7 protein-coding genes and 1 pseudogene are annotated in these 13,516 nt (G+C 37.8%); 6 read left to right on the top strand and 2 right to left on the bottom strand.

Features of this window, described 5'->3' with window-relative positions:
- Positions 1 to 31: 31 nt before the first annotated feature.
- Positions 32 to 394 (bottom strand): annotated as a pseudogene (locus tag ACTWQM_RS03240) (adenylyltransferase/cytidyltransferase family protein).
- Positions 395 to 679: 285 nt separating this feature from the next.
- On the opposite strand from ACTWQM_RS03240, the gene ACTWQM_RS03235 reads away from it, so the two are divergent.
- The 3 genes from ACTWQM_RS03235 (at position 680) to galE (ending at position 8,587) form a co-directional block, all read left to right on the top strand.
- Entirely contained in the window at positions 680 to 5,308 is a 4,629-nt protein-coding gene (locus ACTWQM_RS03235; protein WP_443256719.1) for a cell wall-binding repeat-containing protein, read from the top strand.
- A gap of 162 nt (positions 5,309 to 5,470) precedes the next feature.
- Positions 5,471 to 7,429, top strand: coding sequence for a S8 family serine peptidase (locus ACTWQM_RS03230; RefSeq protein ID WP_443256718.1), 1,959 nt, complete (start codon positions 5,471 to 5,473; stop codon positions 7,427 to 7,429).
- Between the two features lie 171 nt (positions 7,430 to 7,600).
- Positions 7,601 to 8,587 (top strand): UDP-glucose 4-epimerase GalE, encoded by a 987-nt coding sequence (gene galE / locus ACTWQM_RS03225; RefSeq protein WP_443256717.1) that lies wholly within the window; start codon positions 7,601 to 7,603, stop codon positions 8,585 to 8,587.
- 22 nt (positions 8,588 to 8,609) lie between these two features.
- Here galE and ACTWQM_RS03220 read toward each other — a convergent pair whose 3' ends face one another.
- On the bottom strand, positions 8,610 to 8,759 hold the full coding sequence (locus ACTWQM_RS03220; RefSeq protein ID WP_443256716.1) for a hypothetical protein: 150 nt from the start codon (positions 8,757 to 8,759) through the stop codon (positions 8,610 to 8,612).
- A 219-nt stretch (positions 8,760 to 8,978) separates the two neighbouring features.
- Between ACTWQM_RS03220 and ACTWQM_RS03215 the strand changes: the two genes are divergently transcribed.
- The 3 genes from ACTWQM_RS03215 to ACTWQM_RS03205 all read left to right on the top strand — a co-directional run bounded on the left by ACTWQM_RS03215 (position 8,979) and on the right by ACTWQM_RS03205 (position 13,479).
- Positions 8,979 to 9,758, top strand: a complete 780-nt coding sequence (locus tag ACTWQM_RS03215) for a Cof-type HAD-IIB family hydrolase (protein ID WP_443256715.1) — start codon at positions 8,979 to 8,981, stop codon at positions 9,756 to 9,758.
- A 445-nt stretch (positions 9,759 to 10,203) separates the two neighbouring features.
- Entirely contained in the window at positions 10,204 to 11,889 is a 1,686-nt protein-coding gene (locus tag ACTWQM_RS03210) for an alpha-glucuronidase family glycosyl hydrolase (protein ID WP_443257083.1), read from the top strand.
- Positions 11,890 to 13,479: an FAD-dependent oxidoreductase gene (locus ACTWQM_RS03205; protein WP_443256714.1), complete on the top strand. Its 1,590-nt coding sequence runs from the start codon at positions 11,890 to 11,892 to the stop codon at positions 13,477 to 13,479.
- The last annotated feature ends 37 nt before the right edge of the window (positions 13,480 to 13,516 follow it).

The raw sequence follows: 13,516 nt of genomic DNA, 5'->3' as shown, positions 1-13,516 counted from the left end.
TCTATAAAAAGGGGTATCTGAACTAGATAAATCACTTATCTTCAGATATTCCTTTTTTAATTTCAGAGGTAGAAATTCCTTCTGTGCGCGGTAAATATATAACTTTACATAATTTCTTTAAAAAATCAAATTCACCTTTCTAGTCATCCCCCATGTAAAAATATCAGCATCATATTTTTTTATATCGACAACTTTTTGTTCCCATGTAATTTCTGGGATTACAATGTCAACATAACAGATAGACTCTAGTATTATTTTGCGGTCTTTAAGAGAGTGATATACCTTTCTAATTAATGTCATTAAAGTCATCTGTTGAGATCCCAACAATTAAGTGATCGCCCATTTCTTTTGCACGTTTTAACAAATTAATATGACCAGTGTGAATCAAGTCCATTAGACTTTCCTCCGTTTAAATAAATGTATAATTCTCCTTATTCTAACATACAACACACTTTTAACTACATAAATAATCTAAAGACCTTATTATCAATTCCTTAATTTCTGTATTCTTAATTCTATGGAGGTTGAACTGGACATGATGTAATTATATAGAAATTATTTTGAAAAAATTGACATTATTTTAGGAATATTGTAACATAATTATTGAATTTTAAATTAATTTGAAAGGAGGTACTATTAGTATTTTTCAGATAAATGAAAAAAAGGGGGAAAACGATTTATGCACAGGTTCCAAAAAATGTTATCAGTAGTTCTAATTTTATTTTTAGTTCTATCAAACGGGACATTTGCTTTTGCTAATTCCAGCGGAAGCCCAAGTCCAGTGGATACATCTAAATTAAACGAAACTAGCCAACTAGATCAAATTAATAAGTTAAAAGAGCCTACTTTAGATGCTCAATTTAAAGAAAGTGAAAAGGTACGAGTTATTGTCGAATTAGACGGTGAGGCACCTCTTGAATACGCAAATAAAAAAGGTGTAATGTATAAAAAACTTGATCAGTCAACAAAAAACTCGTTAACTAATGAAGTGGAGAAACAACAGAAAGCAGCGAAGCAAGCCATTTCATCAAAGAGTGTCAACATATCATACAATTACGATTACTCAGTTTCCTTCAATGGTTTCAGTGGTGAAGTTGAATTTGGAGACATTGAAAAGATTGAGTCTGTATCAAACGTAAAAAACGTGTACTTAGCAAATGAATATAAACGTCCTAAAGTTGAGCCCAATATGGATACTAGTCATGACTATATACAATCACGTACAACATGGGCTGATGCACAGTTGAAAGGTGAAGGAATGGTAGTAGCAGTAATCGACACTGGAGTAGACCCTTCACATAAGGACTTTGTATTAAGTGATAGCACAGAGGAAGAATTGACGGAAGAAGAAGTGAATACTTTGGTTGATAGTGCAGAATTAGAGGGTGGAAAATTCTACTCTGAAAAAGTACCATTCGGTTACAACTATTATGATACAAATGATATCATCCTTGACGAAGGCCCTGGAGCATCTGAACACGGCATGCACGTAGCAGGTACTGTTGCGGCAAACGGTGACGAAACAAATGGTGGAATTAAGGGTGTTGCACCTGAAGCGCAAGTTTTAGGTATGAAAGTATTTAGTAACGACCCGAATTTCCCATCAACATGGTCTGACGTATATTTAGCTGCAATTGATGATGCGATTGCACTTGGTGCAGACGTATTGAACATGAGCCTTGGATCAACTGCGTCATTCTACGAGGCTAATAGTCCAGAAGATTTAGCAATCACTAGAGCTACTGAAAATGGTATCGTATCTGCTATTTCAGCTGGTAACTCTGGACATATAGGATATGGATGGGACAAGCCATTCTATCAAAATCCTGATATTGGTGTGGTAGGAGCCCCTGGTTTAAATCCAGATTCAATCCAAGTGGCAGCATCAGGTAACACTGCATATCTATACGAACATCAAATTAACATTGGCGCATTTTCAGGTGTTGGTTATGGTGCTGATGATTGGACAGAACTAGCATCTCAAGATCTTGAAGTTGTGAGCTTATCTGCATTAAACGGTGTTGATGAAGTACCTGGCGAAGCATGTGAGGTATGCGGAACACCAGGAGAATTTGATAGTGTTGATGTAGAAGGTAAAGTAGTTCTTGTAAAACGTGGAGCCCTTGCGTTTATTGATAAGACAAATAATGCGGCAGCAGCAGGCGCTGCAGGTATTATTGTTTATGACCATGGAAATTCGCAATTTTATAAGGACCAAGGTGGCTGGGCAATTCCATTTACAATGCTCCATGCAGATGATGGAGCAGCATTAGAAGCGGAATTGGCTGCAAATGGCGGTACATTACCATTAGGTATTGAAAAGCTTAATGAAAATGAATCACCTGAAATGGGTAGAATGACTGAATTCTCTTCTTGGGGAACAACTCCAAGCTTAGAATTAAAGCCTGAAATCACAGCACCAGGCGGAAATATCTATTCTACTTTAGAACATGATCAATATGGATTGATGAGTGGTACTTCCATGTCATCTCCGCACGTTGCTGGTGGATCTGCTTTAGTACAGCAATACTTGCAGAAAGATGATAGATTTGCAGATTTAACTATTGAAGAACGTACACGCTTAGCTAAGGTGTTATTGATGAATTCAGCTAATGTTATTAAAGACCTTAATGACCAGCCGTTTTCACCAAGACGCCAAGGTGCAGGTATGATGCAGCTATTAAATGCAGTGCGTACACCTGTAACAGTTGTTGATTCTTCAACAAACAAAGCAAAAGTAGAATTGAAAGATTTCCAAACGAAAACATTTGATATGACATATACAGCAGAAAATATTTCAGATGAAGATGTAAAGTATAACGTTGATACAAGTGTATTGGCAGATACGTTACAAAAAACTGATTCTGATGTAGAATATAATGCTCTAATTGCAGGAAGTATGAAAGGTGTTAATATTGATTCACCAGAAACAATCACAGTTCCCGCTGGAGATTCAGTAGAATTCACTGTAACAGTTGACTTAACTAATGCAGAAATTCCTGGTCTAACAGTAGATGGAACTGAAACTACTTTCGATTTAAGAGAAAATATTTTCGTTGAAGGTTTTGTGAAATTAGTACCTGAAGATGCTACAAAATCAGAGCTTTCTGTACCATATGTTGGTTTCTACGGTGATTGGGATGAGCCTAAAGTAGTAGATGGCAACAAAGACTTTGGTGAGGAAAAATATTATGATGTAGGCCTTCCAGAAATGGTATTCGCTGATGTAGGGTATAGTGTTAACCCAGTTGAGGTAGACGGTGAGCTTTATTATCCTGTTTCACCAAATGGCGATGGATTATATGATACTATCTACCCATTACCAGCATTCATGCGTAATGCAGCTGAAGTACAGTTTAATATTCTAAATGAAGAAGATAAACAAATACGTCGCATGTTAGTTGAACATAATGTAAGGAAAAATTATTTTAACGGTGGAAGCGCTGGTATGTCTTACTACAGCTTCAACCCAGCAAGACAGTGGGATGGAACTGGATTAGACGGATTAGTAGATGATGGAGCTTATGCATACGAAGTTAAATCATTAATTGACTATGAAGGTGCTGATTGGCAGTCTAAAGAGTATCCAGTTTACGTTGATACGACTGGGCCAGAAGTTAACTCAACTTATAATGCTGATACTGATATATTAAGTGTTAATGCAACAGATAGTGGAGTTGGTGTACTAGAAATAGGTATATTTGTTGATGGTGAGTTAGAAGGATGGTATTCAGGAGATACTACTAAATATAATTTACCAGGTTTATCGCAAGGTACTAACATTACAGTAGTTGCACATGATAAGGCAGCGAACAAATCTTCTGATGTAGTATCATTTGGTGATAGCAAAGAACCTTTTATCTTTGTAAGTGAGACCCAACCTGAACCATATGGGACTTATAGCTCCTTTGAAGTTCCAATTTCTGGTTATGTACAAGAAGATGTTGCGTTAGATTCATTTACAATAAATGGAAAAGAAGTTGAAGTTACCAAAGATGGTGAAAAGTACAATTTCTCCACAGTCATCTCGTTTGAAGAAGATGGGGCTAAAGATATTATTTTTAAAGCAGTTGACAACTCAGGTAAGGAATTCTCTATCAAGCGCCCAGTATTCATTGATACAACAAATCCTGGAGTAACATTTGATGTTCCTGCGGTTGTTGATCAAGATGTAGACAGCGTTGATGTTGATTTTAACCTAACGGACAACTTTAGTACACTATCATTTAAGATTAACGGTAATCACGTATATGAAAAGCCATTCAAAGGCCCAACAACATATGTTGATTCCGCGAATGAAACTGTTAAACAAACGTTAAATCTTGAATCAGGTGACAACGTATTCAGTATAGCTCTTGAAGACTTTGCTGGAAATGTTACCGAAAAGGAATTCACGATTTATCGTAACGAAAGTGATTCTCGTGTTGATAGATTAGCAGGAACAACACGCTATGAAACTGCAGTCGAAGTAAGTAAGGAAGGTTGGGAACAATCTAATGTAGCAGTGCTAGCGCGTGGAGATAATTATGCAGATGCTTTAGCTGGCGTACCTTTAGCGAAAAAGTATAACGCACCGTTATTACTAACTAGAACAAAATCTTTTTCAGCTGTAACAAAAGCCGAAATAACTCGTCTGGGTGCTGAAACTGTATACATCCTTGGTGGCGAAAATGCTGTAAGTAAATCTGTTGAAGCCGATCTTAATGAACTAGGTATAACAGTTAAGCGTATAGCAGGTGATAACCGTAGTGAAACAGCGGTTAAGATTGCAAATGAAGTAGTTGAAAATAGTTCTAGTAATGAAGTTGTTCTAGTAAACGGACGCAACTTCCCTGATGCATTGTCTGTAGCTTCATATGCAGCAGCAGAAGGGTTACCAATTTTACTAACTAAGGGTAATAGTGTTCCAAAAGCTACTGAGAAAGCTATGTACGATCTTGACGTAACAAAGACATTGGTTATAGGTGGTCCTGGAGCAGTATCAGAGGAAATATTTGAAGACATGCCTAAAGCATTCCGAATCTCAGGTGATGACCGTTATGAAACAGCGGTTGAAGTTTCTAAGTATTTTAATTCTGGTGCAAATGAATATTTTGTAGCAACAGGAAAACATTACGCTGATGCACTATCAAGTGCTGCATTAGCTGCAAAAGGTAACACTGGCATACTACTAGTTAAGAACGGTGTTTCTGAAGCGGTTCAATCATACGTAACTGATTCCAAAGTAGATTTATTGAAAGTTATAGGTGGTCCTGGTGCAGTTAGTACTGATATTTCAGAAAAACTTAATAAATTACTAGATCACTAATTTTAAAAAGGATTCTCCGAATGGAGAATCCTTTTTTAATGTGTACCGGGTATTTTTATAGAAACTTTATTTCAGCATATCTGTCAAAAAACTTACAGACAAATTTTAAACTAGCTGATAAAATCTAGTTAATGGATAAATAGATTAAAGGAGATTTATAATTTGCTTAAATTACATCAAAACTTTCTTCTTGCTTTTTCTATACTATTTTTTACTATTACCTATCTTCCAACTGACTCGTTTGGAATGGATGAGACTGAAAGAGAAGTAATTATTAGTTATAAAAGTAATATCGGAAAGCAGTTAATCATCGAGAAAAGTAATGAAATAAATTACAAGTTTACTCGTACATCTGCAATTGCTGTATCAATTGACCAGATTGTGCTGGATGAACTAAAACAAAATTCCAATATAAAGTATATAGAAAAAAACGTGCCTATTGTATTGTCTAATAGAAGTCAAAACATAGAAGAAATCCCTAAAGTCAAACAAAAAAATGAATCAGATCGATGGAACATTCAATCAATTAATGGATATTCTGCTTGGGAAGACGGTTTCACTGGCAAGGGTGTAAACATAGCAGTGATTGATACTGGAATTTCCCCACATTCAGATTTAATTGTCTCAGGGGGAATATCTACAGTCAATTCCAAGATGGAATATACGGATGATAATGGGCATGGAACGCATGTTGCTGGTATCATCGGTGGGGAACGTAACAATATAGGAATTGACGGTGTTGCCCCAGACGCAAATATTTTTGCTGTTAAGGCGCTGAATAGTAATGGCGAAGGAACCCTGACTGATTTACTGGAAGCAATTGAATGGTCTATTCAACATGATATGGATATCATCAATCTTTCACTCGGTACAGACTATAATAGTCGCTCAATGCAGGAAATAATAGGGAAGGCATATAAAGCGGGCATTTTAATCGTTAGCTCGAGCGGAAATGGCGGAGAGGGCAGTAATGTATTGTACCCGGCTAAATATAAAAACGTTATTGGAGTTTCTGCTATAGATAAACAATTGAATATTACCCCATTTTCTTCCAGAGGGCCAGAGATAGAATATTCTGCACCTGGAAAAGGTATTGTCAGCACTTATTTTAATGATAAATACGGTATAGCTAGTGGCACTTCACAGGCATCGCCTCATGTGGCTGGAATGCTTGCATTACTTAAACAAAAGTATCCAGAGATGACACCGATTGACCTTAGAAAAGAGTTAGTTAAAAATACACGGGATTTAGGTGAAAGAGGAAGAGACCCAATGTATGGTCACGGACTAATTAATTATCAGCCAGACGTAATCGCTCCCGAGGAAGTCGCAAATATTCAAGTTAGAGGTAAAACGGCTCGAACGTTTTCTATTAGTTGGAAGAACCCTCAAAATGAGGACTTTGTTAAGACTAATATATATATTAATGATAATTTTTTGAAATCTGTTAGCAGGAAAGAAGAGTCAACATATACTTTTACAGGACTTAATCCCGGCACAGAGTATAAATATTCTATCTATACAGAGGATCATTTTGGCAATGTATCAGAAGGGATTGCTCAGACAGTAGAAACAAATATAGCTGAATCAGCTGACGAAGAGCATATCTCAAACTCAAATATAGTTGATAACAAGCAAATGGGTGTAGAGGAAGATAAAGACTTTAATTCTGATGAACAGACAATTGAAGACAAGGAACCAGAAGAGAGCAATACCTCTGAAAAACAATTAGATGCAAGGAACGAAGAGGAGGAAGTAACTGTATCTTTACCTAGCTCTATCAATGAAACCAACAAAAAAGAGAAAAATAATTCTAAAGATATTGACGGAACAGGCAAAAAATCTCCTGAAATTACTATTGAAAAGTCTGAGGAAACAGTAAATTCATCAAAAAAAGATAAACAAACTGAAAGAGGTGTTAGTAAAGGGATAACGGAATCCTCAGTAGCAGATGGGATTAAAAGAATGACCAAAGAATCTAGTAGCACTTCAACAGATGATAAATCAAAAGAAGATAATAATACGGAAGAGAGCAGAGATAAAAATATGGTTGCAAGATTATTTGGAGCTATAGCAAAGATTTTTATAACGATAACAGATTGGATAGCCATATTATTTTAGTACCTTTTCTCACTGTTATGGAATAGTCTTGTTGTTTATTCTGTTAGAAACAAAGGAGCTACTACAATACTTATAATAGCAGGGTGAACATGGTATTATGAATACGGTGACCATTGTGTTGTTAGATAGAAAATATTTTAAATAAATACTTTCTCTAAGGGGGATAATCAAATGGCAATTCTCGTAACAGGTGGAGCAGGGTATATAGGCAGTCATACAGTGCTTTATTTAAAGGAACAGGGTGAGGATGTTATCGTTTTGGATAATCTGTCAAAGGGATATTCTGGTGCATTGCTCGGGACGTTGTCTTACAAAGGTGATATTCATGACGAATCTATATTAGACGAAATTTTTAATACACATAAGATTAATTCTGTTATTCATTTTGCAGCTAGTTCGCTTGTGGGGGAAAGTGTTAGTTATCCATTAAGCTATTATGAGAACAATGTAATCGGGACACATCGTTTGGTGAAGAAAATGGTCGAGCATGATGTGAAGCATATTGTCTTTTCGTCAACTGCCGCGACATATGGAGAACCGAATTCCATACCAATAGAAGAAACGGACCCAACTATCCCGACAAACCCATATGGTGAAACAAAATTAGCTATTGAAAAACTATTGAAGTGGAGTGATCAGGCATATGGTCTCAAATCGGTATGTCTGCGTTACTTTAACGCGGCAGGCGCAGATCCAGCAGGCAGAATTGGTGAGGATCACGATCCGGAAACACATTTGATTCCTATCGTTCTGCAAGCTGCTTTAGGCAAAAGAGAATCGATCAAAATATTCGGCGATGATTACGATACAGATGATGGCACCTGTGTCCGTGATTACATACATGTCATGGACCTAGCACAAGCACATTATCTGGCAGTGAAGAAACTTCAGGAAGGTGCAGCTAGTGATGTATATAATCTTGGAAATGGTAAAGGGTTTTCGGTGAATCAAGTAGTGGAAACATGTAAAAAAGTAACCGGAAAAACGATCAATGCTGAGCTAGCGCCTCGTCGCATGGGTGACCCAGCAGTATTAATCGCTTCATCAGAAAAGGCGAAGCGTGAATTGGGCTGGACGCCACAATACCAGGGATTAGAAGTAATGGTCTCCCACGCATGGGAATGGCATCAGAATAATGAAGATGGCTTTGAGAAATAACTATGGTGGAGTAGGATTATTGTTAGTTGATCAAACGTTTGAACAAGGCAGGCTCGCTTAGGAGGGTCTGTTTTTTATTCTCGCGCGGTGATGCGACAGGCTCGCGCAACAACGCGGTGAACTCGCGCGGCAACTCAGGAAACTTGCGCGACAGCACAGCAAACTCGCGCAACAGCCCTTTTCAATGATGTTGATTTTCGGCATCCTCCGAAAATCTTCTACTAAGGTTCGAACTAGTTCGATCACTACTATGTTGATTCTAGCTAACAATAAAAGTCTCTCTTTGAATCAACCTGGACCGCATAGCTTGAAAAAGGAATACATTTTAATTAATCTTATAATGGCTATCATTCATTTCTGATGGTCAATTTACTATGAAATGGTGAAAAAAATGGATAAAAAACTAATTTTGTTTGATATTGACGGGACACTTCTCGATCACAATAAGGAACTGCCGGAATCGACTAAAGAAGCAATTGCTGAATTGAAACGTAACGGACATGTGGTAGCGGCTGCAACCGGCCGTTCGCCATTTACATTCAAAACAATATTGGAAGAATTGGATATCCATACATTTGTGAGTTTGAATGGTCAATACGCCATGCATCATGACGAAGTGATTCACAAAAACCCGATACCCTCAACTGTTTTAGAAGAACTGAACAACTTTGCTTTGGCCAGAAATCACCCGATTATTTATTTGAATCATGAGGATTGGTATTCCAATACCGAGTACCATCCACGGGTGAAACCAGCAATTGATTCACTTAAAATTGATAAGGAGCTAACCTATAATCCCGAATTTCACCGGGATGGCACCGTGTATCAAGTGCTGTTGTTCTGTCCGGAAGAGGGTGAGGCAGACTATTCGGAAGCATTTGACCAGCTCGAATTTATCCGCTGGCACGAATATTCCATGGATGTCCTGCCGACCGGCGGCTCCAAAGCAGCAGGTATCGAGAAATTGATCAACCACCTGCAATTTTCTGAAGACGATGTGTATGCATTCGGTGATGGACTGAATGATATTAAGATGCTCCAATCAGTCAAAAATAGTATCGCGATGGGCAATGCAGCCGATGTGGTAAAAGAATCAGCTAAATTTGTGACAAAAGATGTACAAGATGATGGCATCCTGCATGGACTAAGGATGGTCGGATTAATTAATTGATCCAACGTTTAATCAAGGGAGGCTCGCTTAAGCGGGTCTGCCTTTTTTGGTGTGTGCGGATATTGGTATAGAATGGTCTAGCAATCAAACCGAGCGGCTCTCAAACTCGAGCGAGCCGAACCCAAACTCGAGCGAACCACACCGCAACTCGTGCAATAGACCTCACCAAGGATAGCTTGCGACGAAAATCCTCATCTCAATCGGTCATTTTCTGCTAAAGCAGAAAATACCTTTCTCATAAGTACTATCGTTTTTCAAGTATGAAAAGTGGCGTCTGCATCGAAATATAATTCCAATGCCACTTTATTCACGTGAGTCTCGATTATATTAGTAATAGAAGGGTGGGTACACGCAGCATATGGTTCCCCGCAATGTTTAAAGACCTATTAAGGACTTAATGTTAATACTATAATTGTAACCAATGTACTAGTTTTTAAGGGAGTGAATTTTTCTGAGATCAATTATATATAACTCCAGTCATGCAACAATTAAATTTGCAGCAGATGAACTACAAAGGTTAATCGCAAATAAAGGTTTAGATGTAGAAGTTCAGCAATCTTTATTACCAGCCTCCATCAATTACGATAAAATTTTTATTATGTTAGAAGCGGAGTATAATAAATCTGCTTACTGCGTAAAGCCACTTCAGGTTAAAAAAGATGGCTTTGCGCTAATCGAGGATAAGGGAAATGTCTGGATTGTAGGGAAGGAAGAGCGGTCGACCCTTTATGGGGTTTATAATTATTGTGAGAAAAAATATCGCTATCAGTGGATCGGTATAAACGAAGAGATAAGCCACAAAGTTAGTCCAACCTCAGCTAATATTTATGGCATCCAGGAGCCTTTATTTTCTAGAAGAGGGAATGTTATTGAAACGATTAATGATTATGATTATATTCGGGATCTGATTGATTGGGGGATAAAAAGTGGTTTAAACGAATTCTTTTTTACTTTCTTTTTGTGGGACGAAATTAAACAATACATACGCGAAGATCTAGTAAAACGAAGTGTAAATGTCACGCTGGGTGGGCATAGTTTAAATTATCTATTGAATGAAATTAAAAATGATTATTCCTATTCTTCATTTAAAGAGGCAGATGGATTTAGCTTTTTTACAAGTATTGAAATTCAGGACCTGGTTATAAATAAAATAACCGATATTTGTACCGCAGATCCAATTATCTCCCGTATCTCTCTTTGGCCGGAAGATGTTGGTATAGACGAGAAACGCTTTTCTAATTTTATGTCTTCGTATATTGCATTTATTGAGAGATTGAAATTCAGCTTAAAAGAGGAACAATTAAACGTAGAAGTTGAACATATTGTTTACAATGCTGGTCTGGTATGGAATATGTTAGAGCGTAACGCTGAGACAAAGGCATCTGAGCACGTTGATGTACTTTATGCATATTGGGGGCGGGATTATTCACAATCTATTCATGCCTCTTCCCCTGAGCAGGAGCGAGCATATTCCAGTTTAATAGATTGGCGGGATCAAACAAGTCAAAAGGGACAGGGCTTCACCGTACTGGAATATTACAGTGATCATTTTATGTTGAGTGAACTTTTCCCCCCGTTGTTATCCCGTATCAAGTCTGACTTTACAGATTATAAAGAGCATCATATTGATGGGGTATTGAATTTGGTTGTTCCACTTCATGAGAAAAATCCTTCATCGGAAAGGGCAAGTAAATATCCTTGGAAATGGATTCATCAGCTGAATAATTATTTATACGCCGGCTTAAGTTGGGGGAAGGATTTTGATTCACTGTTAGACAGTTATTTCTCAGTGTTTGGAAAAGATAAAGAGAAATATCGCTTACTGCTGCTAGATTTAGAGAAAATCTTATCAAGGCACACGAAATGGAATGTACCATTATTTCCTGCCAGGGTAGTTGATCCCGAAAAAGTAATAAGTGACCGTAATGATAAGGAAATAATAGACTTCTTACAAAAGATAATTGATTTTTTTACAGATAAGAGTGTAACCAGTGAAACCATATTTGCTGGTCAAAGTTACAAGTCGCTTTCGACAAAAGACATGACTCTCGTTTATTTTAGCTGTTTAAAGAAGATAGCGACTGACTGTCAACAAGCATGGCTAGCGAAAGCACAGAACGGGGAGAAATAAATGGATTTTAGTAACCTGAAATACTATGTGCCATCACCAGTTTCGAATAACCCGCAAACAATTATAAAGGATTTAATTGTATATGGTGCAACACCGGCAGGGATAACGGCTGCTGTTCAGGCAAAAAGGATGGGGCTGACGGTTGCAATTGCTGAATTTGGAAGTCATATCGGTGGGATTACAGCTAGTGGACTTGGAGCTACTGATCTAGGCGCTAAAGCTGCGATTGGTGGTCTTTCAAGAGAATTCTATAAAAAAATAGGCAAGTATTATGGGAAAGAAGAGCAGTGGACATTTGAGCCAAAAGCTGCCAAGCATGTGTTCATTAGTTGGATAGAGGAGCATAACATACCAGTCTATTATGGCCAGCATCTTAAAGAAGTTGAGGTGAAAGATAAAGAGATCAACGAAATCGTGATGGAAAACGGCAATACATTCAAGGGAGCGTATTTTGTGGATGCTAGTTATGAAGGTGATTTGATGGCTAAGGCGAACATCTCCTACACGGTGGGGCGTGAATCTAATGCGATATATGACGAGACGTATAATGGTGTTCGTCTTGGTGAGCCGCATCATAAGTTCGAAACGCCAGTTGATCCATATGTCATAGAAGGCGATAAGGAAAGCGGGCTATTGCCTGGAGTAACCGAGGACGCAACGATCCAATCATCCCAGGGAGAAGGGGATCACCGTATCCAATCCTATAATTTTCGTATTTGCTTAACAAATGATCTTGAAAACCGCGTTCCGTTTCCAGAACCTCCAAAGTATGATTCAAATAGATATTTGATTTTGTTGCGTTATATCAATGCAGGTGTTTGGGATGCTATGAATCTTCATATAATGCTTCCTAATGGGAAGTCTGATTTGAATAACTATGGGGCTGTATCTACTGATAATATTGGAATGAACTATCAATGGCCAGAAGGGAGTTATCAGACTCGCGAAGAGATTTTTCAGGATCATGTGAATTATAATTTAGGAATGTTATATTTTTTGTCGAATGACATGCGCGTTCCTTTGCATATTCGTGAGGAGGTTTCACAGTGGGGTTTACCGAAAGATGAATTTGAAAGTACCGGGCACTGGCCACCACAATTGTACATTCGAGAAAGCAGAAGAATGAGATCTGATTATGTAATGACAGATAATAATTGTCTGGGAGAAACCAGTGTTGATGATTCGATTGGACTTGCTTCCTATCAAATGGATTCACATCATGTTAGAAGAGTTGTGCTGGATGGAAAATGTGTTAATGAGGGAGATGTGGAAGTTCCTATTTCGCCGTATCCGATTTCCTATCGTTCCATTCGCCCTCGTGCTGATGAATGTACGAATTTATTAGTTCCGGTCTGTTTATCAAGTTCTCATATAGCCTACGGGTCAATCCGTATGGAACCAGTGTTTATGATCATTGGCCAATCAGCAGGAGCAGCCGCTGGTCTTGCTTTTAAAAATAAAACAAGTGTGCAGAACATAGATTATAATGAACTTAAAAAAGAACTAAACAGTGCTGACCAGGTTTTACAGTGGGATCCTGCAATTGGAGATGATCCGCTCGAACGAATGAAAAATACGTTTGGAAAATAAGAAAAAGGTCAATGTATTGAATACACAATACATTGAC

The sequence above is a fragment of the Virgibacillus sp. L01 genome (genome assembly GCF_052246775.1).
GTDB lineage: Bacteria > Bacillota > Bacilli > Bacillales > Amphibacillaceae > Lentibacillus.
Note: the sequence above shows the minus strand (reverse complement) of the source record. Positions and strands in the feature narration are given on the sequence as shown.